The organism is Persicobacter sp. CCB-QB2, assembly GCF_001274635.1.
Taxonomy (GTDB): Bacteria; Bacteroidota; Bacteroidia; order Cytophagales; family Cyclobacteriaceae; genus Persicobacter; species Persicobacter diffluens.
This window is the reverse complement of sequence record NZ_LBGV01000001.1, coordinates 2,936,128-2,960,383: the sequence shown is the minus strand read 5'-3', so window position 1 is coordinate 2,960,383 and position 24,256 is coordinate 2,936,128. Positions and strand designations below refer to the sequence as shown.

Sequence of the window (24,256 nt, the reverse complement as noted above, 5' to 3'; positions counted from 1 at the left end):
ACCTGCTATAAGGTTCCCATTTAATTAAAAAAATTACGACTTTTAGGGCTTAACAAGGTGGTTTATTCATGCAGCAATTCATTTATAGATTTCTCTTTTTCCCATTTTTCTATTTAATCTCCCTTATCCCCCTACGGATAATGTATCTTTTTTCCGATTGCTTTTATTTTGTTACCTATTATTTGATAGGCTACAGAAAAAAAGTAGTGCTGGATAACCTCCATCGGTCTTTTCCTGAAAAATCTCCAAAGGAAATTAAGGCCATCGCCCGAAAACATTACCGATTTTTCACGGACTCACTTTTCGAAACCCTGAAGAAATTGTCTATTTCTGAGAAAGAATTGAGGAGAAGGGTCGAGATAGAGCATTATGCAGAAATGTACCAATTGTATAAGGATAAGCATAGTATTATCGTGGTGATGGGGCATTACGGCAGTTGGGAATTGGGTGGTGCAAGAATTGGTTTGGAGGAAGGGCATCCTTTGGTTTGTATTTATAAGCCGCTTCATAATAAAATGATGGATCAGCTGTTTTTGTATATCAGGACTAGGTTCAGAGGGGAAGTGGTCGCCACAAAGAATACGCCCAGGGTGATGCTGGCCAATAGGAATAGGGAAACGGCCATTGTTTTCCTGGCCGATCAAACACCTTTATTATTATCCAACTCTCATTGGGTGAAATTCCTGAATCAGGATACACCGGTTTATCGGGGGACGGCTCAATTGGCTCAAAAGTTTGATTACCCGGTGGTTTATGCCGTGGTTCGCAGGCCGAAAAGGGGTCATTATAAAGTAAGTTTTGAAGTTTTAACCATGGATCCAAAATCTTTGAGTGATCTGGAAATTTCCAGAAGACATACCCGCAGGTTAGAAGAAGATATTATTGCTCAGCCTGAGTTGTGGATGTGGACTCACCGAAGGTGGAAGCGTGCACACCAAAAGCCGAAAGATGTGCAGGCGGTGGTATAAAAAAGGGGCTGTCTTTTGCGGACAGCCCTTTTTTTTAGTTTTTAATGGCGCGTACCATTTCTTTTTTTCCCGGAGGGCCTTCCAGACTTTCTACGGTTAGGCCTAAACCTCTAAGATCTCTTTTTAATTGACCTTTGGCACAATAAGTCACCAATGCTCCATTAGAGACGAGTTGTTGCGTACATTTTTGAAGAAGTTCCGGCGCCCACATTTCTTCCTGTTTACTCGGCGCAAAGGCATCGAAGAAAACCACTTGTAGCGCTTTTTCAGGGAAGATGACTGTCTCCAGCTTATCTTCCATTTTGTAAAGACTGAAATATTCTGAAATGGGGACTTCTTTATTCCATTCTGCCTGATGCATTTGTTGAAAAGTGTCCGAAAGATCTGCCCTCTCCATCTGTGCGGGGTAATTTAAGGCTTTTGTAATTTCTTCCGGAAGCGGGTATGCCTCCAAAGTGATGAATTCCACCTTTCGTTGGTGTTTCATGGCCCATTCGTATGCAAGAAGTGCATTTAAGCCTGTTCCGAAGCCAATTTCAAGTATGCTCAGGCTTCCCTCCGGAGATTGCGATGCCCAATAATCCAGCCCCATTTTGATGAAAACATGACGAGACTCCTGTATGGCCCCGTGGGAACTATGATAAGTTTCATTCATGTCCGGAAGAAAAAGCGAATGCGATCCATCCTCCGTTTCAATGATTTTTATTGCTTTTGCCGCCATATGCTTATTTCAATGTTCAAGCGAAAGGATCAATTTATACCTGGAAATAGATAGACTACCGGCAGGTGATTGATCAAAGGGCAAATATCGGTAATTTTTACCAAAGGTCCTGATACAGCCTTTGAAAGGCCTGAGGCAACTTTTCAATGATATCGGAGGCGATCAGGCTGGTTTGCCCAAATTCTTTAGCGGCTAAGTCTCCGGCGAGGCCATGCACAAATACGCCTATCATAGCGGCTTCTGAAGAGGCATATCCCTGCGCAAATAAGGCGGTGATGATGCCGGTCAATACATCGCCACTACCTGCGGTGGCCATTCCCGGGTTTCCGGTAGGATTGAAAATGATTTTGCCGTCCGGAAAGCCAATGGCTGTGTTCGCTCCTTTGATTAAACAAACTACCTGGTGTTCCACGGCCAGCGCCTGCAGGTTTTGGAGTCGTTCAAATTGGTTTTCGCTTTTTCCGGCTAGGCGTTCAAATTCTTTTGGATGGGGCGTCAATATACTGCCCGAAGGAATAGCTGCCAATAAATGCGGACTCTGACTAATAATATTGAGGGCATCGGCATCCAACACCATTGGAGAGGGATGTTGCGCAAAGAGGATGTTCATGGCTTCCTTAGCTGCCGTTTCGGTGCTTAAGCCAGGTCCGGCACCAAGGGCATCATATTGATCCGTTTGATGAGGCTTGGTAAAGAACTTGGTGCCCATCTCATCCGGGAGCACCATAGCTTCCGGAACGGAGGTTTGAATGACTTCCACACACTTTTGGGGGCAATGCACCGTGAGTAAGCCCAGGCCTGAACGCAGTGCTGCTTTGGCTGCTAAAATACAGGCTCCCGCTTTGCCATAGCTGCCGGCTATTAACAAGGCGTGGCCGAAACTGCCTTTATGATCATATTTTTGACGCGGTATTAAGATTTCCCTGATTTTCTTTAGGGAGCCCGCGGCATAATCACTTTCCTGCTCTGCAATAAAGGCTTTATCCAAGCCAATATCTACAATATGCAGTTGACCAACATGTATATGATTTTCGGGCAGGTAAAAAGCCAGCTTCCCCACCTGAAAAGAAACGGTATGCTTAGGCTGAATGATAGGATGCTGACCTTTGGCTTTGTGTTCTGAAAATAAGCCGGAGGCAATATCTATAGCGATAATTTCTTTTCCGGAATGGTTGGCAGCATCTATGATCGAAGCGGCCAGGCCTTCAACAGGTCGGTTAAGGCCTGATCCAAAAATTCCGTCTATTAATACCTGATATTTTTTTAAATCTGGAAGTTCTTCCTTTTTCTGCACCTCGTGAAAAGGGAAGTTGCCCTGATACTGATAATAGTAATGGTTGAAATCTTTACTGCCTTTTTCTGTAAAGCGGATGATGGCTACTTCTACCGGATAACCTTTTTGATGCAATAAGTGAGCGATTACCAGTCCGTCTCCCCCATTATTGCCCATTCCACATAAGACCAGAATTTTTGGGCGGTTCGGGGCATGGTTACGGAACCAATTACAAAATTGTCCGGAGGCCCGATACATTAAATCTTCGGAGGAGATGGGTTCGTGTTCTATGGTATATTGATCACAGGCACGAATTTGCTCAGCAGTTAGAATTTTTGTCATAGTAGGGAGCTAATAGCCAAAATAAGTGTAACCCTCTCGGGAGGAGCGGTGGTCATGGTGAACTTTTTTTCCACGCGGGCTGATCTCTATTTTCACCATTTTATTGATGGTTTGCAGGTCAGCATCCAGTGGGTTGCTAAGGACTTCGTCTAGTAAAAGGGTGGTTTGTTGTTGAAAATCTCCCTGACAAAGAAAGTCGAAAAAGTTACTGGCTTCTTCCAAATGAGCATACTGATATTGCACAATGGGCATTTCCTTAAGCCTGATTTCAATGCGGTATTTGGTTTTGGTCATACCTGTTTTCCTCCAATGGAAAATAAGGCTTTCAGCAAAAAATTAAAAGGGATTCGATTTCAAAGGCCAAAAAAAAGAGGCACCGTTGAAGTCCCTCTTTCCTCTAATTTTTTTTAAGTATTAAGCGTTGGTTCCTCTTTTTAAAGAAGCCTTAAGCTCTTCCACCTTATTCATTTCAGTAGTCAATTCTCTGCGTAGCTTTGTTTCACGCTCTCTCATTCTTTGTTTGTAAGATTCGAATTCCTCGTGTAGCTCTTCATAATCTGAAGTTTTTGAAGCAGCAGTATTATTCGAAAATTTAACACGCGTAAAGGCAAATACTAAAGCAGCTACTAGCGAAAGGATAATACCGAAACTTGTCACTTTAAAAGTGTTTTTGTTCCAGTCAATGCCAAGTGCGGTTAGGTGGCTTACCTGATAGATATTCTCTTCGATTTCTTTGTCTTTAGAGGAAATCATATCATTCAGGCGAACAATCTCTTCATTACTTTCAGCCAGTTGCGCATTGGTTTGCTTCAACAGATTACGGTGGCCTACGATACTGTCCTCTACTACACGAACGATTTTATCATAACTCACCTCTTTGATCACTTTATAAGGAACACCAGCACCATTTTTATAGGTGGTACTGCTTTTTTTCAAACTCTGAAATTGTTCTTTAAGGGTTTGCTCTCCAGTAGCTGCCTGCTCCGTTCCCTGTGCACTTGCTACAGAGATACTTCCCACCAAAAAAGATCCAAGCAAAAGGGCCCACAATTTTTTCTTCATCTTTCTAAATTTGATTCGAATTAATCAGCACAAATCACATCAAATAGCGTGCAAAAATGCTAAGTAGATAACTGTCTATTGTACAATATCTTACGTAAAGATAATATTTTGTAAGTAAGATCTAAAAATTATTTTGTTAGACGCATCACAATTGCGTCGTATTTCTTACTTCAGTTTCAAAAGCAATTTAATATTTCCGTGGTTATAAACCACCCGAAAACCGGAATCAATTAATTGTTGGTTAACAAACTTTCCATCTTGCCCAATCAAATGCGGATAAATCCGCTTTTTTTGGGTTTGGTCAAGATAAAAAAATTGGGCAGGGCTGATCCCTACCTCTTCAAAGCCAAATTGCAGGTAACTTTCTCCTTTGGACCATTCCAGGTCTACATAAGTCATGATATCATCCGGGGATTTTTCCTGAATAAAGTGCTTCAGCAGCTTACTAAAACCACCCACCACCGTATAGCCTGATTTATTACAATGTCGGATCAGTTCGAAAGATTTGTAAATGTTGCCATTTCGGCTTATTTGTCGGGGATGGCTAAAGGCCATTACGGCGACAAGTGCTCCCTCATATATTAAGCCATATTTGATTTTTGCCCTCAGCGGAGTGTGTAAATGATTTTGTTCTAGAAAGTTAATTAGTTCCGGATTACTTATGGGGATAACCTTACATTTCCTGCCATGAATTCTTTGGGTAATGCCAAGGGCCGAAAGTAATCTGGAACAAATAATTTCCTTTTGATTGGCCCATTGATCTTTCCAAAGGTGTATTCCCTGTAATCTTTCTGTTCCAAAATCGGCAGGAAGTTGCTCCAGCGGTTCAAATAAATAAATGGAAAGTTGTTCACTGATGAGTGCGGTGGGCTGTTCAGGCGTTTTTTGAATTTTAAATGCAGCATATTGGGAAATAAATTGGTAAACCTCATTTTCCCAATGCTGTAATCGGTGGGGCATGTTTTTTATTTGCTAAGTTAATGATATTCATGGAATGAGCTTTGACTTTGCATCTTTTTTGATGCATTTCATCCTCAGCTGTCGCAAAATCGAACTTATAAAGACCAAATAGTTGTCGTAAAATAAAAAATAAGCAGGACAGGGACGGGCTTAAAAAGTGTGATGGTATCCCAAATTATTCACCGCTTTATTTATTAATGCTTTTTAATTGACTTGTTTTCAGTTTAATAAGCGTGTGTTTGCTGGATTTTAATGGCCCAAATTTGGGCGAGCTGGCTTTCTTTCCATGCATCTGTTTCATAGAGAGAAATATGAAATGGGGAACTATTCCTTTATTTTTTGCGCCAACTGGAAGATTTATGCTGGGCTTTATCGGCTCAAAGAGTGAGTAGTGATTCGTTTTCCATTATGACCTCAGCAGGAAGGTAGGATTGAAAGAATGTTTCATAATTTTTCACCGTGGTTTCGATGGAAAATTCCTCTCTTGCGGCTTTTAGCCCGGCTTGAATGTATTTTTGACGAATGTCTTCATTATTCAAATAAAGATTTATTTTTTCTGCCAATTGCTGGTGATCCCCATGTTCGAACCATAGCCCATTCTTTTCTTCATTAATCACCGAAATAATACCATGCATTCTTGTCCCGATGACGGGAACACCTTTCATCATGGCTTCTACCAGTACCAATCCGAATCCGTCGGAATCAGAAGGCAGGACAAAAAGATCCAGAATTTCATATAATGGCAAAATTTCTTCCCGCGGCAGCATGCCCAGATAGATGATTTTATTTTTGATTTGGTGTTCTGCCACTAATTCATCAAAAACATTTTTCTCCACACCCGCCAATAGCAGGCAGGCATCCTGTTCTACATGTTCGAGCGCACGCACCAGTTGGTCCTGGCATTTATGGCGTGCAAAACATCCAATCAACCGTTTTTCAAGTGGAATACTGTACTTTTCTTTCAGTTGCATCAGCGCATACTCACTGGCATTACTTTTCCCCTCAAAAGGAAGGCCATTGCTGATTACCTCCAAATGATGAGCCGGAAAACCTTTTTCAATAAAAGTCTGCTTCAGCGCATCGCTGATGACAATCATTTTGTCTGTTCCTTTCAGGTAAAGGCTGTTCTGAATTTTTCCGCCAACACTTAGTGGCCTTTGGCGCCGGGTATGGAAAACTTTAAGCCCAAGTTTGAAAAACTTGTTCACCAACATGGATAAGTAGCGGTCTTTGCTTTCCTGGGCATTAATGATTTGAATATTGTGCTTTTGAATAACCGCCTTCAGTTGGAGCTGGTCACGCAGGGCAAATTTTGATTTAAAATCTAAAGCTTCAACAATAAAGGTTCCGTAAGATTTCCCTCTACTCCAAATATAACTGTCCTTTTTACAGCCCAAAACAACCGTATGACCTCTTCTGGCGAGTCCGTCAGCCAAATAACAAATGGAATGAGATGCGCCATTGTGTAGTCCATCGGAGGAAAGAAGTAGGATTTGCATAAACTTAAAAGTAGAACCGTCTATATTTGTGATGAATTATAGAAAAACTTGCCGCAAGTTTTATAATTAGGGCCGTAATTCAAAAGGATATTCCTCCTTTCTGTAAGATTATTAGCAATTTTTGAATGAGTCTACTTTCTTCCATATTCCCCCCTCTTTCTTATAAGCGAAATAAAGCGCTTTATTATTTCAATCGTTGGTTAGAAGGCCTGCCAGCCATCAGATCTGCTGATTGGATTATCCGGCATTATAAAAAAGGATGTACAGCAGAAGAGTGGAAGGTTATGGAAAAGAGAAGAGATTTTTATTGTCAGTTGGAGACCCCTTTTGCTTTAAGTGAAAATGCGAAATCTTTACAGGAATTGGCCTCAGAGCGTCATTCAAAGGTTTATTTTTTCGATACGCGCCGCTACCTTCGTCATTTTTCTTCCGCTACTAAGATTGATTATTTATTTGGAGACATTCGGCATGTGGAGGCTTTTCCGACTATTCAGAAAAGCCGTCCTGTAGGGGAGCAAAACGGAGTGCTTCTAAAGTTAAATGAGGTTCGGCATTTTAATTTCATTAAGGATCCTTATTCCTGGAAAGATAAAAAAGCGGAAGCTTGTTGGAGAGGAGCTGTTTTTTATGGGCAGGAAAGCCGTGTAAGTTTAATGCAGAATCATCATAAGGATCCCTCGATGAATATAGGAAAAACGAATAATGGAGATACTCCCAAGGAGTGGAAGCAAGAGCGGATGAGTATTCCTGAACAGCTGAAATATCGCTATTTGTTGTGCCCGGAAGGCAATGATGTGGCGACCAATTTAAAGTGGGTGATGTCCTCTAACTCGGTAGCGGTAATGCCGAAACCGAAATTTGAAACTTGGTTTATGGAGGGGACATTAAAGGCCGGAGTACACTATATTGAAGTTAAAGCGGATTGGTCCGACCTGAAAGAACAAATTGCCTTTTTCGAATCCCATCCCGAGAAAGCGATGGAAATTGTACAAAATGCAAATGCTTTTGCGGCAACATTTAAAAATCGAAAAAGGGAATTTGTACTGGGTTTGATGGTTTTGGAGAAATATTTAACCCTTGCAGGAGGTCTGTGATTTTAAAGTTTCTTCCAGTGTTTCCATTATTTCACTGCTGATCTTTTCAATATTATGATTAGTTAAGGCTCTGTTTTCAGCGGTTTTGCCCATGGAGGCTAAAAGCGATCGATCATTATAAAATAGAGCAAACTTGTCCGCAGCTGCCTCTACATCCGTGAAAGGGACAGAGAAACCGGCATCTTCTTTTACAAACTCAGGAATACCACCAGCATTTTGATAACATACAGTCGGGTTTCCCAGGGCTGCATTTTCTAATACTACTAAAGGAAATGGATCCTCTATGGAGCACATATAGAAAACATCAAAAAGGCTATAGTATTTTTGAGGACTGGCGGTATTGGGGATAAATGTAATATCGGCTTCTGCCAGTGTTGCCGTATGATCTTTTTTGAGCTTGTGAAGTTTTTTTTCATCTCCACCCACCCAAAGAAAAGAAATATTTAAATCCGGATATTTGACCTTGCATAAAGCCGCAGTTTTTATAAACCAGTCATATCCTTTGCGTTTAATAATGGTTCCGGAGGCTCCGACTAAGAGTGCGTTTTCGGCAATTCCTAATTCTTTTTTTAACTGATTCTTCTCAGAAATATTAAGTTTTTGTCTTTTAAAGTTAATCAAATCAGACATTCCGTAATGCAGTCTGATTTTTTGTTCAGGAACGTTTCTGTTTTGTATCAAGTTTTGTTTCACCGCCTTAGAAACTACAATGAAGATGTCGGTAGTTTTTAAATTATCCACCCACATTTTATTCCCTAATTTGTCGATAATCTTTTCTAATTCGTGAATGTGCGTGATACAGGGGACTTGGTATTTTTCCTTTAATTGGCTGGAAATATGACTAGAAGCTGAGGTGTTGGCATAAATAATATCTGGTTGAAAATGGTCATCCTCAAGCTTGACGTTTGAATATTCTAATTTTTTTCTTCTAAAAAATTTAGGCATCCATTTGCCGTAAAGGTTTTTTTTAAGGACTTGGCAGGACGCGATTTCCTGATATTCGGGTTCGATTTCTCCTCCATTAATTAGTAGGATTCGAATGTCATGCTTAGTATTGGTTTTTATCCACCTGCACCAATGCTCTAAAAGGATTGGGGCACCAGTCCGGGAGGCTTCATGTCCAATAACTAAAATATTCATTGTGTAAAATTTTAAATGAGCAGATGATGGCTTGATGAAGGGGCTTTCAAAATTTAATCCAAATAGGGAATTATATTTAATAATACCGAATCGGGATACAATTTAGCGATTTTCGGCTAATGAGGCTTATAATGTTTTTTAGGCTTGAAGAATTTATAATACTGCCTAGCCCAAAACATCACAAATCCGGAATTAATAACGAGATTTTTCCATTTTGATCCGGATACATAAAACCGCGTGATGGTAGTTCCCACAAACCTTCCGGCAAAGGCCTTTTCATATTTATTTTTCAAGGCATTTTTTATCTCAAAAAAGCTCTTATTCGCATTGCCTTTGCTTTTATGGAATATTTTGAAATCTATGACATAGGCCTGGTACCCTCTGATATTCGCTAAAAGGCAAATGTCAGTGCCGTAAAGGTGAAAACCCTTTAAGTCAGCGGAAGTATTCAAATTTGCAGCGGCCTTGATGATGAGAAAATTTTCATCCAGATTGATCGCTTTCAGGGGCAAATGTTGCTCTCTTAAATCTTCCTGTGGGTGCGAAATGTGAAAGGCATTATATTTAAGATTTACCCCTCCGGCATTTCCCAGTATGCCCCAGTTAGGGTCAATGGATTCTATCTCAGCAATTTTTGCTTCGAGTTCGGCTTTACCATCCTCTTGCAATAAAATATCCTGATGGCAGATAATGACATATCGCCCTCTTGCCTGACGAAGCATACGATTAATTCCGCCGAAAGCCTCAAAGGAGTTACCCTGGCTATTGTCTACAAACAAAAATTCACTATTGGAGGCGGAGAAACCTTTGGCTTGAAAGGACGCCACCATTTCCTCATATTCATTGAGGTCAGTAACAAAGGAGCAGATAGAGAATTCAAATGAAAAATCTTCCTCCACCGTGATTTTTTGGGGAATTATTTTTTCCATTTTAAACTCTTTTGATTTTGTAGGTGTCAATTGAATCATAGTGTCTTTGAACGATTTCCTTCAAACTGAGCGGTTTTTGGGGGTAGGCCAGTTCTTCCAGTTGCTTTTTGGATTGTCGCATTTTTTTGGAGGAATTAAGGTATTCCCAATATCCAAAATAAACACCAAAGCGGAAGTTCACCCAACGAAACATCATTTCAAAGGCAATTTGTAAATTATAAAGCCATAATCGCCAGCCGTTATAATGAATGCCATGTACAAAAAATCGATTTCTGCGAGCAATAGTATCTACCCAGGTCTTTCGTAACTTGCCTGTAGAAACAGAGCCTTCATGACGACATACCGCACGGTGTTCATAATAGCATTTCCAGTGAAGGCGGTGGGCACGAATTCCTAAATCCAAATCCTCCGAATAAAAGGGAGAATAGATTTCGTCGAAACCACCCATGGCTTTTAGCTTTTGGGCATCCATCAGCGCATTGGCACCGGATAAATAGATGGTCGGCGTCCAAAAACCTTCTTGATGGTCCTCTAACAGGTAGTTGTTATCGGCTTTCAGCTTCAGTCCTCTCATGATGGGCAGCTTGGCGGTATCCTGAATTTTATCATCAAAATAGCCAATGATTTTTCCCATGACCCCAAAGGTATCTTCCTGCTCAAAATATTTGAATTGAGGTTCAAAATAGCCTTCGGTCAGGATAATGTCGCTATTCATTAAAAAAATGAGCGCTTTGCCCGCTTTTTGAATACCCGCATTACAGGTGGCAGAAAATCCCTCATTCTTTTCTTTGGCAATAATGATATGCTCGGCATAATGTGCATTCAGGAAATCCACCGAATCGTCAGTGGAACAGTCATCCACTATGATTACTTCAAAATCCTGACATGCCCGGGATAATTCCTGAATCAAAGAGGGAAGGTTTTTTTCCAATAGTTCTCTTCCATTGTAATTAGGAACAATCGCTGAAATACTTCTCATGAAAAAATAGAATGAGTGATCGCTTTATTATTAAGTTTCAAAAATAGGGGAAATAAAGATGTGAATAAAATTGAGGGCATGGAATTTAGCCTTTTCCGAAATTTCAGTCAGAAAACACGTCATTGGGGTACACAAGATTGACAGGAAGTGTGTCAATTTGAGGCTTGAAGCGAAAAGAAATTTTTATTTTATGACAGCTCGTGTCAATTTGTCACGCAAAAATCACTGATTGGAGCGCTTTTCCGCATTGGCACGCCACTTGATGAATAGTTCCCGAGCGTCTTTTGGGCGTGTTTGAAAAGAAAAAAATTAGAAAACATATAAATCAATTATTGCAATGGGTAAGATCATTGGTATCGACTTAGGAACCACCAACTCTTGTGTGGCTGTAATGGAGGGTAACGAGCCTGTAGTTATTCAAAATGCGGAAGGGCACCGTACAACTCCATCTATTATTGGTTTTTTGGACAATGGAAATGGTGAGCGTAAAGTAGGGGAGCCTGCTAAGCGTCAGGCTATTACCAACCCTGTGAATACAATCGCTTCTGTGAAGCGTTTTATGGGTAAGAAATATTCTGAAGTTTCTACGGAGGCTAAAGAGGTTGCTTACCAGGTAGAGCAAGGAGCTAACGACACTGTTCGCGTGAAGATCGGTGATCGTCAATATACAGCTCAGGAGCTTTCTGCAGTTATTCTTCAGAAAATGAAGTCAACTGCTGAAGATTTCTTGGGTACTGAAGTAACGGAAGCAGTTATTACTGTACCAGCTTACTTTAACGATGCAGAGCGTCAGGCAACCAAAGAAGCAGGTCAGATTGCTGGTTTGGATGTGAAGCGTATCATCAACGAGCCTACCGCAGCTGCTTTGGCTTACGGTTTGGACAAGAAAATGGATGATCAAAAAATCGCTGTTTATGACCTTGGTGGTGGTACTTTTGATATCTCTATCCTGGAATTGGGTGACGGTGTATTTGAAGTGTTGTCTACTAACGGTGATGTTCACCTGGGTGGTGATAACTTTGACCAAGTGATCATCAACTGGTTGGCAGAGTCTTTCTTGTCTGATCACAACGTAGATTTGCGTAAAGATCCAATGGCATTACAGCGCTTGAAAGAGGCGGCTGAGAAAGCGAAGATCGAGTTGTCTTCTTCTACCAGCACTGAGATTAACTTGCCATACATCATGCCGATTGATGGTATTCCTCAGCACTTGGTGAAGTCATTGTCTCGTGCACAATTCGAGCAATTGGCAGATGATTTGGTACGTCGTTCTATGGATCCTGTGAAACAGGCATTGAATGATGCAGGTTTGTCTACTTCAGATATTGATGAAGTAATCTTGGTAGGTGGATCTACTCGTATCCCGGTTATTCAGGAGTCTGTTGAGAAATTCTTCGGTAAGAAGCCATCTAAAGGGGTGAACCCTGATGAGGTAGTAGCGATTGGTGCTGCCATACAGGGTGGTGTATTGACTGGTGATGTAAAAGACGTATTGTTATTGGATGTTACGCCACTTTCTTTGGGTATTGAGACCATGGGTGGTGTAATGACGAAATTGATTGAGTCTAACACAACTATCCCAACTAAGAAGTCAGAAACATTCTCTACTGCTGCGGATAACCAGCCATCTGTAGAAATTCACGTACTTCAGGGTGAGCGTCCTATGGCTGCTCATAACAAGACGATTGGTCGTTTCCAATTGACTGACATTCCACCAGCACCACGTGGTGTTCCTCAAATCGAAGTAACTTTCGATATTGATGCGAACGGTATCATGCACGTATCTGCCAAAGATAAAGGTACTGGTAAAGAGCAGAAAATTAAGATTGAGGCATCCTCAGGTTTGAGTGATGAGGAAATCAACCGCATGAAAGAGGAAGCGAAAGCGAATGAAGCTGCGGATAAAGAAGCAAAAGAGAAAGTAGAGAAAGTTAACCAGGCGGATTCATTGGTTTTCCAAACAGAAAAGCAATTGAAAGAATTCGGCGATAAGCTTTCTGAAGGTAACAAAAAAGCAATCGAAGATGCTTTGGCTACTTTGAAAACTGCGCATGCTTCAGGTGATGTGGCTCAGATTGATCCGGCAATGGAAGGTTTGAATAAGGCATGGGAAGCAGCTTCTCAAGAGCTTTACCAGGCACAGCAGGAAGCGCAAGGTGGTGCTCAGCCAGGTCCTGACGCAGGCGCTAATGCTGGCGCAGGTGCAGCAGGTGGCGACACTGGTTCTTCTGCAGAAGATGTAGATTTCGAAGAGGTGAAATAATCCTTTAGATATAAATCATAAAATAGAAAAGCAGCCTTTTGGGGCTGCTTTTTTTTATGGTGTATTTTTTACAATCCATTGAACCAAATCGAAGTCTTTGATAATTTTTAAACGGTTAGAGAAGGTGTCGCCAACATGGGCGTCCTTTTTAAAATAGGAGAGTAGAACGGTGTCTGGGTGATTTAGATCCTTAGCAGAAAGCAGAATCTTGGGATACTTTATTTGATCAAAATGAGAAAGCATCTCCGGAGTAAATTCATTTTGGTCATTGGTAATCACCAAGATGTTCTTCCAATTGATGCGTTTAACTCTGCGGTTCCATTTGGTTCTGGCTTCTTCCTCATTTTTGTAATGCAGAAAATGAATCTCAATTTCTCCTTTTAAGCAACCAATGGGGTAATGATGTTCCTCCAGGTGCTTTTTTGCGGAGGGGTATTTCGACTCCCTGATAAAAGTTAAAGGAGCATGGAAAAAATACTCCGGTGCACGGCACAGTTCGTAGAAATCCTCCGGATAGAGGAATAAACCCACCGTCGGGGAATTGTATGGAGTGCCGGCTTCTTTGCAGGTTTGCCCACCTAAACTATCGCTGGAGAGTAGGGTGAATGCGCGGCCTTTCAGGCTTTGAGTGGCGTATTTTTTGTATAGGCGCTTTTTGAGCTTCCTCGGTAGTAAGGGGTTTTTTAAAAAGTAAGGGTACATTGGGTTGAAAATTCTGCGGTAGCGTAGTCGTTTTTCAAATATTGAATTCTTTGAGCCGTCGTGCAAGATTTTGCATGAGGGTTTTATGTTTTTGATTTATAGTTTCTTCTTTTGACTTATTTTATAGCCCTAGCTTAAAATTGCTAGAGGTGGTTGACTTGCTTATTGGTGCTACTCATTGTATTTTTTGTTTTTGAATACTACCGAAGTAATCTTTTACTTTGTATAAGAAATCCAGTTTCTTAATGGGGTTTTCTAGGAGCCTGTCGAATTAATATCAATCCAGCTAATCCGACGAAATTTTATTTGGAATATCAGCTTACATTGGAGGCATACACTTTTAAAATCCGATCTATATGGGATTTATAGCAGAATTGACTTAGCCAAAAAATTGGCTGTTAAAATAATATTTTGTGATTCTAGTGAAATCACTTGTAATCCGACAGGCTCCTAGATTTTAAGCGAGTACATTTTTTCATCATGCTTTAACCCATTCTGGAAATTGTTGTGTAAGTTTGTCGTCAAGCGAATCGAACATGGAGCTTTGTTGGCGTTGGAACCCAAAGTTACTATTGTTGATTCGTTTTTTGCGTTTTTAGGCAAAATGTATAGTTGTATGGTAATTTTGTTTAAATAGTAAAAAAAGATCATTCGAGAAATATAGTTTGTGAGATGAATAATGGGGCTTAAGAATAAAATAACAAAGAAATCAGCGGTAATTAAATATTTGTGGTATAAGACAACTGGGCGAGAGTTAATACCTTCGTGTTTTTTGGCAAAGAAAATAAAGCATCCAAAAGCCAATAAAGTAAGTCCATCTGTTTTCTGTTTTTGGACAGGAGATAATCCTATGACAGCTAATAGGTTGAGAAATTTAGAGATCACCAAAGCTAGTATAGGAATGCCATTGATTCTCATTACTTCTGAAAATTTGAATGAGTATATCAAAGCTGAGGCACCTCTCCACCCTGCTTATCAGTATTTATCCTGTGTTCATAAGTCTGATTATCTTCGAACATATTTCATGCATCATTATGGTGGCGGCTACACAGATATTAAGCGAGTGGAGAAAAGTTGGGCACCTTTTTTCGTTAAATTAGAATGTTCAGATGTGTTTGCAATTGGTTATCCAGAACGAAGTCGGGAGGATGTCGCTTTTGATGGTACGGCGCTTTCTGTTCACTTGGCGAATAATTATTCGAAGTTGTTGGGTAATTGTGGTTATCTTTTTAAGGCTAATACCACTTTTACTCAACATTGGATGGAATTATTGCATCAACGATTAGATGAGTATTTACCACACTTAAGGAATAACCCTGGGAATATATGGGGTGATAATAAAGGTTATCCCATTCCGTGGACAGGAATTTTGGGAGATATTTTTCATCCCCTTTGCTTGACTTATTCTGATAAGTTATTGTTTTTCGACGATATTCGATTCACAAAAAGTGATTACAGGTGATTTATGTGTTTAATTCGACAATAAACATAATTAATGTTGGTTAATGTGATGACAGATTTTAATGTGATTTTTACGGTAGTTATACCGGTATATAATGCTGCTCCATATATTTATGAAACGATTCACTCCGTAATTCATCAAAGTAACCCATCCTTTGAAATTATTTGTGTGGATGATTGTTCGTCTGATGATTCGGTTCAAATTATTAAAGCCTTACAACGACAATACCCGGGGAAGATTTCATTACTTGAAAATGAAAAAAATTCAGGGCCAGCCATTTCAAGAAATCGTGGCATAGCAAAAGCTCGAGGAGAATTTATTCTGCCATTAGATGCTGATGACCTGATTCATCCTGAATATTGTGAAAAAGCTCTCAGGGTATTTTCCACTCAGGATTGTGGTGTTGTGTATTGCCAGGCGAATTTTTTCAATGAGAAAGGGGAGTGGCATTGGAATTTGGGAAAATTTAATCCGCAGCGAATCTGGGTATCAAACATGGTGTTTGCCACTGCTTTTTTTCGAAAATCTGATTGGGAAGAAATTGGGGGTTATAATGTCAATATGGACAAGGGGTTTGAGGATTGGGATTTATGGTTGAGTTTCGTTGAAAAGGGCAGGAAATTTTATCAAATTCCAGATGTTCTTTTTTATTACAGGCAATTAGAAGGATCCAGAACTTGTTCTGCTAACCTGAATAAGGTGAAAATGTATGACCAAATTAAAAAGAATCACCAGGCTTACTTTAAAAGGCACAGGTTATCCAATAAATATCTGAGAAAGGAAATGAGGAAGCGGTTCTTTGTTATTAATTGGTCCAAAAGGAGAGGGGCTAGGTTGCGCCTGTTCGGGATGGATATTGTAGGCTAAGGAATTTTTTTATTATTTTATCTGGAAACCTGATTGAAATTAATAAAAAGGCAACTTTTGAAAAGTTGTAGGCTCGGGTTAATTTTTTAGTTTTGACTCTACTTATTAATTAGAAAAAGTAAGGCATTTCTCTGTAGCCTTTTTTATAGTAAATTCTTGAAATGATTTTAGTTGCCTTTCATAAAGAGTATCCCTATTCAAAAAGTGAAATTTTCAAACCTATTCATGTTGGGAAAGCGCTGTCTCGAGTCGACCTACCAATGATTTCGGATATGGATGGAGAGGACCACATTTCCGAGAAGAATAAAAATTACTGTGAGCTAACGGCCATGTATTGGGCATGGAAAAACCTTCCATTGCAAAATCTTCCGTTTATTGGATTTATGCATTATCGTAGATTCTTGAATTTTGATCAGACTGCATTAGGATCCTTTTTGCATGGTTTTTCTCCTTATGAAAAGGTGAAAAAGGTTTTGAGAACAGCCACAGAGTGGTCAGGCATTTATAATGACAGCCATGGGGAAAAGATCAATCATTATTTAAACACCCATGATGTACTTCTTCCAAGGAAGTTTTATAAAAAGCGGCTGTCCCCCAAAGACGATTTTGCACAGGCTCATTATAAAGAGGATTGGGAGGTTTTTGAAAAGGTAATCAGGGATGATTATCCCCATTACTTTCCTACATTTAAAAAGGAATTCCTTAAACAACCCGCCCGGGTCTATATTTATCACATTTTTATTATGAAGCCTGAGCTGTTCAGCTCCTATATGCAGTGGTTATTTGATGTTTTGGGCAAAATGGAGGGAAAGCTGAAGGCCGAAAAATCCTCCGATGTTTATCAGGCAAGGGTTTACGGTTTTTTAGGCGAGCGACTATTGCATTTATTCGTCACTCACCATCAGTTAAAAGTTAAAGAATTACAAACCATTTTTATTGAAGACTGAACTTGGTCTTTTTTTCCTCCATTGTGAATTGCTTCCCTGGTGAATGAGGTTTTTCCTGAAAGTATTTTAAAGCAGAGGCAATGACCTGGTGCATGTCATAATATTTGTACTCTCCCAGTCTTCCTCCAAAAATCACATCGGGTAGCGCTTCGGAAAGGGCTTTATACCGCTGATATAACTCCGTGTTTTTGATATCATTTATGGGGTAATAGGGCTCATTTTCTGCAGAATTTCCCAATGGGTACTCCTTGGTAATGACTGTAGTGGACTGGCTTCCGCCCTCAAAGTGTTTGTGTTCCACAATTCGGGTGAAAGGAGTTTCCGCGTCGGTATAGTTGACCGCCGCTACTCCCTGAAAATTTTTTTGGGGGAGTTCTTCAGATTCAAATTTCAGGCTCCGGTATTCCAGCTTCCCGAAACAATAATTGAAGTACTCATCAATTTTTCCGGTATATACCACTTTTTTGGCCAGGCTTTCCCAATAGGCCTTGTCTTCAAAAAAATCCGTGTTGGTTTTACATTCAATGCCTTCCAAAAGCCCACGGGTTAAATTGTTGTAGCCACCAATGGGAATGCCCTGATAATGGTCATTAAAGTAATTGTTGTCAAAAGTATACCTCACCGGCAGCCTTTTAATGATGGAAGGCGGTAATGTGGTGGCTTTTCGGCCCCATTGTTTTTCAGTATATCCTTTGATCAGTTTTTCATAAACATCTCTCCCTACCAGGGATATTGCCTGCTCTTCCAGGTTTTGAGGGTTGCTTATCCCCTCCTTTTTTATCTGTTTTTCAATAATGTCCTTAGCCTCCTCAGGGCTTGTGCATCCCCAAAGTTGATAAAAAGTATTCATATTAAAAGGAAGGTTATACAGGCTTCCGTAATAATTCGCTATTGGGCTATAAACAAATGGTTTGAATTCTACAAACTGATTGACATACTCCCAAATGCGTTTACTGTTCGTGTGGAAAATATGAGGACCGTATTGGTGGACATTTATCCCGTTGACCTGCTCACAATAAATATTACCTCCCAAATGGCTTCTTTTGTCAATGACTAGGCATTTTTTTCCTCTTTGATGCGCCTCACGGGCAAAGACCGCCCCAAATAAGCCGGAGCCTACAATCAAAAAATCATACATGTAGCGAAAAAGATGGTTAAGAGGGACTCAATTTAAAAAATATTGATTCAAATTAAATCACCCCACCATAATATTCGCACTTGGGTATTTGTAAATTTTTGAATATTTACTTGAACTTATTGCCACAATGAAGGTCAGGCTACCTACTCTGCCCAAAAACATGGAATTAATGATAATCCATTTACTCCAATAGTCCAGAGAGGAGGTTAAGCCCATGCTAAGCCCACAGGTGGAGAAGGCGGAGATTTGCTCGAAGATGATGACTTGCAAAGGGGATTTTTCCTGAAAAATCGTGAGTAGAATAATGGAGACGGCATTAATCAGAATGGCAAACACAAAAATGGCATTGGCATTGAATAAGGCCTCTTTGGGTAATTCCCGTTTTCCGATTTCGATTCTTGATTTTCCCCGGATGTTGGCATACATGGAAGAAAGTATCACAAAGAATGTGGAGGTTTTAATGCCACCCCCGGTGGATCCTGAGGATGCTCCAATAAACATCAGAAAGGACATAATCAGGACAGTAGAGGTTTTTATTCGGGAAAGATCCACCGTGTTAAAGCCGGCGGTACGGGTAGAAACGGATTGGAACATCGCTGAGATAATGGATTGTCCCGTATTCATGCCAGACATCACATTGTTCTTTTCCAAAAGCCAAAAACAAAGGGTCCCGAAGATGATCAGGAAAAACGAGACCCAAATGGAAATCCGGGTTCCTAGCTTCCATTCCATCCAGGGCTTTTCCAGTCTTTCTCTTAGCCTTTTGATGGAGAAAAGATCTTTCATAGCACCAAAGCCAATTCCGCCGCAAATAATGGTCGCCGCCACGATGACATGCAGCAGGTAGGCATCGCGCACACCAGCTTCGTACAGGTTATTGGTATATAAACTAAAGCCGGCGTTACAAAAGGCCGAAATGGCATGGAACACTGAAAAGAAGATTTTCTGTAATTGAGATTCAAATTGAACGCCCGACCCCCAGGTCATGTAGATGCCTACTGCCGCAGCGGCTTCAATCAGAAAAGTCATCTTGAAAATGACCTTTAAAGTCTCAATGGAATCTTTGAGGGAGTCCGAGCTCAGGTAATCCTGAATGAGCATTTGTTCTTTGATATTGGACTGCCCTCCCAGGATACCGGAAAAGAAAACGGCAAATGCAATAATTCCCAGGCCTCCCAGCTGGAATAAAAGCATAATAACGAATTGTCCTTTGGTGGTAAAATAGGTGGCAGTATCCACTACGATGAGGCCTGTGACACAGACCGCACTGGTGGAAGTGAATATGGCATCAATAAAAGGCATGGAGCCACCAGAAGTCGTCATGGCGGGTAACATCAGCGTGCCGGCTCCTGCAAGAATCAGGCTTAAGAAGCTGAGCGTGATAAGTTTGGCCGGTTTGATGGTCAGATTACTGAGAAAGCGGCTGGCAACGGCAAATTCATTGATGAAAATGAATAATAGACAGAGGGAAACAAAGAAAAAGTAAAAGTTGGAATGCCGGGTGTGGATGAACTTCGATTTGAGTAAAAGCTCAAAAATATAATTGTCCAAATGGTGGGTAGTAGCCTTATTGAGTAATACAAAAAGGATGAGCGCAAATTCGAATTTATGCGATAGGAGAAATTCCTTCATCCTCAGACTGTAAATGCCCCGGGCTATAAAGTTGATGATATAAAAATCTAAAGCGATATCCAGCCAGAAGGTCACTTTTTGTAGTTGGATCTGATCCAATTCAAATCCAATGGCATAAACAATCCCTAGTACTACTGCCAGCGTAATGAGAAACCGGGAAATGCCAATGATTTTGTAGGCAATTGGCCTACTGAGGTAAAGTTGGTTAATGATACGCTCAAATATCGGATTGCGGCTCATGAGGGGAAAGGCATTAAATGGAAAACAAAAAAGCCAATGCTCTTCAGAAGGAAAACGAGACACGGCAAAGATGTTATGCAATATCACATTTTCTTTCGAAAAAGAAATGGCTTTCAGGCTTTGCCGTAATTAACCGGAATAAGGAATGCTTCAATCCTTGATTAGCCACAAGGCGAAAAAAGTAAGGATTAGTCCCCTTTTTCGGATTTTTCCTGACGGGCAAAGTGAAAGAGGAGAAAGCAAGCTGCTCCAAATTGGGACTATTATAAAATCAGTAAAACCAATCGCAAGGAATGGAGAAAACTTACTTTATCGCGTTTTACGAAATTTACGGTGATAAATTCGTTTTAACCAAAGCGAACTATTCGTTCAAAACTATCGACTACCGTTTCAGCAATTATCAAATTATCGCTTTAATAGTTACGGTATTAAAACACATTTAAGTTAAAAGGTCAAAGTATTTGTTTTTGAGTGCTTCTTCGTAAAGGCGTTTTTTATCTATTGGAACCACTCCCAATGATTCACAAACCAATCCGCCTCCAAGGTTAGCCAGAGAGGCGGTGAAGTCCAAAGGAAGACCCAAAGCCAGGCAAAGGGAGGCAATACTGATCACGGTATCTCCTGCACCGGAAACATCGGATATGCTGCGAATATGGGCCGGAACATGAACGTGTTGCTTTTCATTCTTGATGAATACACCTCTTTCCGACATGGTGATCAGGGCAGTATCTGCCTGCAGGCTTTTTAATAATTGATCTACCGCTGCTAAAACTTCTTCCTGATGATCTGCATTAAACTCAATTTTTAAGCCCTCTTTGATTTCTTTCAAATTAGGTTTGAAAAGCGTCACGCCCTGATAGTGCATGAAATTACGTTTCTTCGGATCTACTACTGTAGGTATATTTTTGGCCCTGGCCCAGTTGACTACCTGTGCGATCACCTCCTTATTCAGGACGCCTTTATCGTAATCTTCGAAGATGATCACATCCACGCCGTTAATGATTTCTTCAATTCTGTTTAAAAGGGTTTCCTGTTCTTCCGCATTCAGGTTTTGATCATTCTCGGTATCAATTCGCAGCATTTGTTGCGAACCTGCCAATACCCTTTGCTTCACCGTCGTGGTGCGGTGATTACTTTTGATAATTCCCTCTGCAGAAACGCCTCTGGCCTCCAGTAAATCCATAAAACTTTGTCCCTGGTCATCATCTCCTACCAATGCACAAAGAATAGGGGTCGCCCCCATGGACTGAATATTTTTGGCCACATTGGCAGCGCCACCTAAACGATCCTCTTTCTTGTGGATGTTCACTACTGGTACCGGTGCTTCCGGAGAAATGCGGTCTACTTTGCCCCAAATGTAGGAGTCCACCATCACATCTCCGATCACCAATACCTTCAGTGGATTAAAACTTTCGAATAGTTTATCTAAAGAGGGATATTTCATTGTTATCTAATTCTTTTTCAAAGTGCAAAAATAAAAAAGAAACGCTTTTCCCACGGATTATCTCTCCTTTTTTAGTCTGATCTGCTCGGACAAAAAAAAAGCGCCTGAAATACAGGCGCTTGTAAGAGAATATTTTGTAGCGGAATTAAGCCAGTTGCGCTAATCCTGCTTTCATTCTTCGGATGGCTTCTCTTAATTGCTCTTCTGAAGCAGCATAAGATAAACGCAAGCAATTTGGAGAGCCAAAAGCAGCACCGGACACGGTAGAAACGTGGGTCTCCGTTAATAAGTACATCGATAAATCATTCGCGTCTTTAATTTCTTCCCCTGCGGGAGTTTTCTTTCCAAAGAAGTCAGAGACATCCGGGAAGAAATAGAAAGCGCCCTCAGGCATATTTAAGTTCATGCCCGGGATCTCAGACAATAATTCATAAACCATCGAACGGCGGTGGTGGTAAGCCTCTGCCATTTTCTTGGTAGGCTCCGTATCGCCGGTCAAAGCGGCAAGTGCTGCTCTTTGGGCAATAGAGTTGGTGCCGGAAGTGAATTGCCCCTGTAATTTAGCACAGGCCTTTGCAATGAACTCAGGTGCACAAATATAACCTATTCTCCAGCCAGTCATGGCATGTCCTTTAGACAAGCCGTTCACCGTTACGGTACGCTCGGCCATTCCTGGTAAGGTGGCGATAGAGCAGTGCTGGCCGGTGAAGTTGATGTACTCATAAATTTCATCCGCAATCACCACGATGTTGTCATGCTTGGTCACTACATCTGCAATAGCCTGCAATTCCTCTTTGGAGAATACCGCTCCTGTTGGATTACAGGGAGAAGAGAAGATGATGGCTTTGGTTTTTGGCGTAATAGCCGCTTCCAACTGATCTGCAGTAGCTTTGAAATCTTTTTCAATACCAGCATCAATGAAAACAGATTTACCTCCGGCAACGCCGACCATCTCCGGGTAGCTTACCCAGAATGGGGAGTAAATGATCACCTCATCTCCTTCATTAATGATACACTGGAATACATTCGCGATAGCATGCTTGGCGCCGGTGGAAACTACAATGTTATTCGCAGTGGCTTCAATGCCATTTTCGGCTTTTAATTTTTCCGCAATTGCTTCACGCAAATCCTGATAACCAGGTACAGGAGTGTAGGTGAAATAATCTCCCGAATCGATCGCATCCTTAGCCGCCACCTGAATGTGCTCTGGTGTTTTGAAGTCAGGCTCTCCCAAACTTAGGCTAATAACGTCAGCACCCTGTGCTTTGATTTCACGGGCTTTTTGGGCCATGGCGATTGTCGCTGAAACGGCCATGGATTTTACGCGATTGGATAAGATGTCCATTAGTTAATGCAATTATGCGGTTTGATATTTCTTAATAAACACTGAAAAATTAAACAGTATTCGTAATATTTCCGAAAGAAAAATGATTTTTAACAAGTCCCTGAGGTGATGTTGTTCATCAATCTGAAATTTTAACATCATACAGGGGTAATTTTAGTTTTGTTTTAAAAACAACAAACCTTGTTGCAAAAAAATATCCGATCCCTCTTGTCGAAGTATCGGATATTTTTGGATCCCTGAACAGGGAATATTCCAATTTTTAATTAATCAGCGAAAGAGACTCTGGCCTGTATGGATCGGCCCAGGGTGACTTCATCCGTATATTCCAGTTCACCGCCCACAGGTATGCCCCGGGCAATGGTGGTGATTTTTAAATCTTCAAAGGCTCGGAGTTTTTTGGTCAGATAGAAAGCGGTGGTGTCTCCCTCCATGGTGGGAGAAAGCGCCAGGATTACCTCTTTGATCGGTTCGTCTTCTTCTTTTGCTTTTTCAATCCGGTGGATGAGTTCTGAAATTTTCAGAGTCGAAGGGCCAATGCCTTCAATGGGGGAAATCACGCCACCCAGCACATGGTAATGCCCGAAGTACTGCGCCGTATTTTCGACCGCCATTACATCCTGCGATTCTTCCACCACGCAAATGATAGCACCATCCCGACGTGGAGACTGGCAGATATTACAAACCTCCTCATCACTGATATGATGGCATTTCTGACAGAATTTAATGTCCTGTCTCATTTTGACGATGGCTTTGGAAAGTTGCTCACTTTGCTCTTCCGGTGCTTTGAGCAAATGCATTACCAGCCGCAGGGCAGTTTTTTGACCAATGCCCGGCAGTTTGGCAATTTCGCCAACGGCGTTTTCAATAAGTTTAGATGAAAATTGCATATATGGTGTTGAAACCTATATAAAGGTTGGATTTCTGAAACTTAAATGATTTTAGCATCAATACCGGCTTCACAGATGGCATCCTTCATTGGACGCAATTCTTTCATGCTGCCTTTCTTAACGGAACATTTTCCTTTATAATGGATAATCCAGGTGCACTGTTCGGCCTGTTCGGTAGTGTGTCGGCAGACTTTGATGAGTGTATTGATGACATGGTCAAAAGTGTTGACATCATCATTGAAGACCATAAGATCCCGCTCCTCCGTGATAGTGTCCTGCACCAGCACTTCCTCCAATATTTCCTCTAGAATATCGTTTCTCATGGTGAATAAATATTGTTTTGATCTGTAAAGATACCAAAT

The 24,256-nt window shown here is 40.9% G+C and carries 22 protein-coding genes; 6 read left to right on the top strand and 16 right to left on the bottom strand.

Annotated elements, in window-relative coordinates:
- Positions 1-68: 68 nt before the first annotated feature.
- Positions 69-968 carry a lysophospholipid acyltransferase family protein gene (locus NG22_RS13055; protein ID WP_072159081.1) on the top strand — a complete coding sequence of 300 codons (900 nt, stop codon included), beginning with the start codon at positions 69-71 and terminating at the stop codon, positions 966-968.
- 34 nt (positions 969-1,002) lie between these two features.
- Here the strand turns inward: NG22_RS13055 and mnmD are convergent, their stop codons facing one another.
- The 6 genes from mnmD to NG22_RS13025 all read right to left on the bottom strand — a co-directional run bounded on the left by mnmD (position 1,003) and on the right by NG22_RS13025 (position 6,825).
- Positions 1,003-1,689 carry a tRNA (5-methylaminomethyl-2-thiouridine)(34)-methyltransferase MnmD gene (gene mnmD, locus NG22_RS13050; protein ID WP_053406132.1) on the bottom strand — a complete coding sequence of 229 codons (687 nt, stop codon included), beginning with the start codon at positions 1,687-1,689 and terminating at the stop codon, positions 1,003-1,005.
- 97 nt (positions 1,690-1,786) lie between these two features.
- The gene (locus tag NG22_RS13045) at positions 1,787-3,304 is read right to left on the bottom strand and encodes a bifunctional ADP-dependent NAD(P)H-hydrate dehydratase/NAD(P)H-hydrate epimerase (RefSeq protein ID WP_053406131.1); all 1,518 of its coding nucleotides are present in this window, start codon (positions 3,302-3,304) and stop codon (positions 1,787-1,789) included.
- A gap of 9 nt (positions 3,305-3,313) precedes the next feature.
- Entirely contained in the window at positions 3,314-3,598 is a 285-nt protein-coding gene (locus tag NG22_RS13040; protein ID WP_053406130.1) for a hypothetical protein, read from the bottom strand.
- Positions 3,599-3,718: 120 nt separating this feature from the next.
- On the bottom strand, positions 3,719-4,366 hold the full coding sequence (locus NG22_RS13035; protein ID WP_053406129.1) for a hypothetical protein: 648 nt from the start codon (positions 4,364-4,366) through the stop codon (positions 3,719-3,721).
- 165 nt (positions 4,367-4,531) lie between these two features.
- Entirely contained in the window at positions 4,532-5,326 is a 795-nt protein-coding gene (locus NG22_RS13030) for a hypothetical protein (protein ID WP_053406128.1), read from the bottom strand.
- A 377-nt stretch (positions 5,327-5,703) separates the two neighbouring features.
- Complete coding sequence (locus NG22_RS13025) at positions 5,704-6,825, bottom strand: glycosyltransferase family 4 protein (protein WP_053406127.1); 1,122 nt, start codon at positions 6,823-6,825, stop codon at positions 5,704-5,706.
- A gap of 125 nt (positions 6,826-6,950) precedes the next feature.
- Here NG22_RS13025 and NG22_RS13020 point away from each other — a divergent pair, with 125 nt between their 5' ends.
- Complete coding sequence (locus NG22_RS13020; RefSeq protein ID WP_053406126.1) at positions 6,951-7,919, top strand: glycosyl transferase family 90; 969 nt, start codon at positions 6,951-6,953, stop codon at positions 7,917-7,919.
- On the opposite strand, the gene NG22_RS13015 is transcribed toward NG22_RS13020, so the two are convergent.
- From NG22_RS13015 to NG22_RS13005, 3 genes are all read right to left on the bottom strand, one after another.
- Positions 7,896-9,059: a glycosyltransferase family 4 protein gene (locus NG22_RS13015; protein WP_053406125.1), complete on the bottom strand. Its 1,164-nt coding sequence runs from the start codon at positions 9,057-9,059 to the stop codon at positions 7,896-7,898. The two genes, NG22_RS13020 and NG22_RS13015, sit on opposite strands and share 24 nt — an antisense overlap.
- A 116-nt stretch (positions 9,060-9,175) precedes the next feature.
- On the bottom strand, positions 9,176-9,988 hold the full coding sequence (locus NG22_RS13010) for a hypothetical protein (RefSeq protein ID WP_053406124.1): 813 nt from the start codon (positions 9,986-9,988) through the stop codon (positions 9,176-9,178).
- 1 nt (position 9,989) lies between these two features.
- Positions 9,990-10,967 (bottom strand): glycosyltransferase family 2 protein, encoded by a 978-nt coding sequence (locus NG22_RS13005; RefSeq protein ID WP_053406123.1) that lies wholly within the window; start codon positions 10,965-10,967, stop codon positions 9,990-9,992.
- 337 nt (positions 10,968-11,304) lie between these two features.
- On the opposite strand from NG22_RS13005, the gene dnaK reads away from it, so the two are divergent.
- The gene (gene dnaK, locus NG22_RS13000) at positions 11,305-13,230 is read left to right on the top strand and encodes a molecular chaperone DnaK (RefSeq protein WP_053406122.1); all 1,926 of its coding nucleotides are present in this window, start codon (positions 11,305-11,307) and stop codon (positions 13,228-13,230) included.
- 54 nt (positions 13,231-13,284) lie between these two features.
- Here dnaK and NG22_RS12995 read toward each other — a convergent pair whose 3' ends face one another.
- Positions 13,285-13,932 carry a DUF1919 domain-containing protein gene (locus tag NG22_RS12995; RefSeq protein WP_053406121.1) on the bottom strand — a complete coding sequence of 216 codons (648 nt, stop codon included), beginning with the start codon at positions 13,930-13,932 and terminating at the stop codon, positions 13,285-13,287.
- Positions 13,933-14,704: 772 nt separating this feature from the next.
- On the opposite strand from NG22_RS12995, the gene NG22_RS12990 reads away from it, so the two are divergent.
- The 3 genes from NG22_RS12990 to NG22_RS12980 all read left to right on the top strand — a co-directional run bounded on the left by NG22_RS12990 (position 14,705) and on the right by NG22_RS12980 (position 17,208).
- Complete coding sequence (locus NG22_RS12990; RefSeq protein ID WP_216597629.1) at positions 14,705-15,394, top strand: capsular polysaccharide synthesis protein; 690 nt, start codon at positions 14,705-14,707, stop codon at positions 15,392-15,394.
- A 33-nt stretch (positions 15,395-15,427) separates the two neighbouring features.
- Complete coding sequence (locus NG22_RS12985; RefSeq protein ID WP_053406119.1) at positions 15,428-16,261, top strand: glycosyltransferase family A protein; 834 nt, start codon at positions 15,428-15,430, stop codon at positions 16,259-16,261.
- A gap of 161 nt (positions 16,262-16,422) precedes the next feature.
- On the top strand, positions 16,423-17,208 hold the full coding sequence (locus NG22_RS12980; protein WP_053406118.1) for a DUF4422 domain-containing protein: 786 nt from the start codon (positions 16,423-16,425) through the stop codon (positions 17,206-17,208).
- On the opposite strand, the gene glf is transcribed toward NG22_RS12980, so the two are convergent.
- The 6 genes from glf to NG22_RS12945 all read right to left on the bottom strand — a co-directional run bounded on the left by glf (position 17,195) and on the right by NG22_RS12945 (position 24,217).
- Entirely contained in the window at positions 17,195-18,346 is a 1,152-nt protein-coding gene (gene glf / locus NG22_RS12975; protein ID WP_053406117.1) for a UDP-galactopyranose mutase, read from the bottom strand. The two genes, NG22_RS12980 and glf, sit on opposite strands and share 14 nt — an antisense overlap.
- 57 nt (positions 18,347-18,403) lie before the next feature.
- Entirely contained in the window at positions 18,404-20,218 is a 1,815-nt protein-coding gene (locus NG22_RS12970) for a TrkH family potassium uptake protein (protein WP_072159305.1), read from the bottom strand.
- 439 nt (positions 20,219-20,657) lie between these two features.
- Positions 20,658-21,662 (bottom strand): D-glycero-beta-D-manno-heptose-7-phosphate kinase, encoded by a 1,005-nt coding sequence (gene rfaE1 / locus NG22_RS12960; RefSeq protein ID WP_053406114.1) that lies wholly within the window; start codon positions 21,660-21,662, stop codon positions 20,658-20,660.
- A gap of 145 nt (positions 21,663-21,807) precedes the next feature.
- On the bottom strand, positions 21,808-23,007 hold the full coding sequence (locus NG22_RS12955) for a pyridoxal phosphate-dependent aminotransferase (RefSeq protein ID WP_053406113.1): 1,200 nt from the start codon (positions 23,005-23,007) through the stop codon (positions 21,808-21,810).
- 263 nt (positions 23,008-23,270) lie between these two features.
- A complete protein-coding gene (recR, locus tag NG22_RS12950) occupies positions 23,271-23,894 on the bottom strand; it encodes a recombination mediator RecR (RefSeq protein ID WP_053406112.1) in 624 nt (207 codons plus the stop codon).
- A 41-nt stretch (positions 23,895-23,935) separates the two neighbouring features.
- Complete coding sequence (locus tag NG22_RS12945) at positions 23,936-24,217, bottom strand: ATP-dependent Clp protease adaptor ClpS (RefSeq protein ID WP_053406111.1); 282 nt, start codon at positions 24,215-24,217, stop codon at positions 23,936-23,938.
- Between the last annotated feature and the right edge of the window lie 39 nt (positions 24,218-24,256).

Coding starts and splice junctions, on each gene's coding strand:
- NG22_RS13055 (WP_072159081.1), top strand. CDS start 69: ATGCAGCAATTCATTTATAGATTTCTCTTTTTCCCATTTTTCTATTTA.
- mnmD (WP_053406132.1), bottom strand. CDS start 1,689: ATGGCGGCAAAAGCAATAAAAATCATTGAAACGGAGGATGGATCGCAT.
- NG22_RS13045 (WP_053406131.1), bottom strand. CDS start 3,304: ATGACAAAAATTCTAACTGCTGAGCAAATTCGTGCCTGTGATCAATAT.
- NG22_RS13040 (WP_053406130.1), bottom strand. CDS start 3,598: ATGACCAAAACCAAATACCGCATTGAAATCAGGCTTAAGGAAATGCCC.
- NG22_RS13035 (WP_053406129.1), bottom strand. CDS start 4,366: ATGAAGAAAAAATTGTGGGCCCTTTTGCTTGGATCTTTTTTGGTGGGA.
- NG22_RS13030 (WP_053406128.1), bottom strand. CDS start 5,326: ATGCCCCACCGATTACAGCATTGGGAAAATGAGGTTTACCAATTTATT.
- NG22_RS13025 (WP_053406127.1), bottom strand. CDS start 6,825: ATGCAAATCCTACTTCTTTCCTCCGATGGACTACACAATGGCGCATCT.
- NG22_RS13020 (WP_053406126.1), top strand. CDS start 6,951: ATGAGTCTACTTTCTTCCATATTCCCCCCTCTTTCTTATAAGCGAAAT.
- NG22_RS13015 (WP_053406125.1), bottom strand. CDS start 9,059: ATGAATATTTTAGTTATTGGACATGAAGCCTCCCGGACTGGTGCCCCA.
- NG22_RS13010 (WP_053406124.1), bottom strand. CDS start 9,988: ATGGAAAAAATAATTCCCCAAAAAATCACGGTGGAGGAAGATTTTTCA.
- NG22_RS13005 (WP_053406123.1), bottom strand. CDS start 10,967: ATGAGAAGTATTTCAGCGATTGTTCCTAATTACAATGGAAGAGAACTA.
- dnaK (WP_053406122.1), top strand. CDS start 11,305: ATGGGTAAGATCATTGGTATCGACTTAGGAACCACCAACTCTTGTGTG.
- NG22_RS12995 (WP_053406121.1), bottom strand. CDS start 13,932: ATGTACCCTTACTTTTTAAAAAACCCCTTACTACCGAGGAAGCTCAAA.
- NG22_RS12985 (WP_053406119.1), top strand. CDS start 15,428: ATGTTGGTTAATGTGATGACAGATTTTAATGTGATTTTTACGGTAGTT.
- NG22_RS12980 (WP_053406118.1), top strand. CDS start 16,423: ATGATTTTAGTTGCCTTTCATAAAGAGTATCCCTATTCAAAAAGTGAA.
- glf (WP_053406117.1), bottom strand. CDS start 18,346: ATGTATGATTTTTTGATTGTAGGCTCCGGCTTATTTGGGGCGGTCTTT.
- NG22_RS12970 (WP_072159305.1), bottom strand. CDS start 20,218: ATGAGCCGCAATCCGATATTTGAGCGTATCATTAACCAACTTTACCTC.
- rfaE1 (WP_053406114.1), bottom strand. CDS start 21,662: ATGAAATATCCCTCTTTAGATAAACTATTCGAAAGTTTTAATCCACTG.
- NG22_RS12955 (WP_053406113.1), bottom strand. CDS start 23,007: ATGGACATCTTATCCAATCGCGTAAAATCCATGGCCGTTTCAGCGACA.
- recR (WP_053406112.1), bottom strand. CDS start 23,894: ATGCAATTTTCATCTAAACTTATTGAAAACGCCGTTGGCGAAATTGCC.
- NG22_RS12945 (WP_053406111.1), bottom strand. CDS start 24,217: ATGAGAAACGATATTCTAGAGGAAATATTGGAGGAAGTGCTGGTGCAG.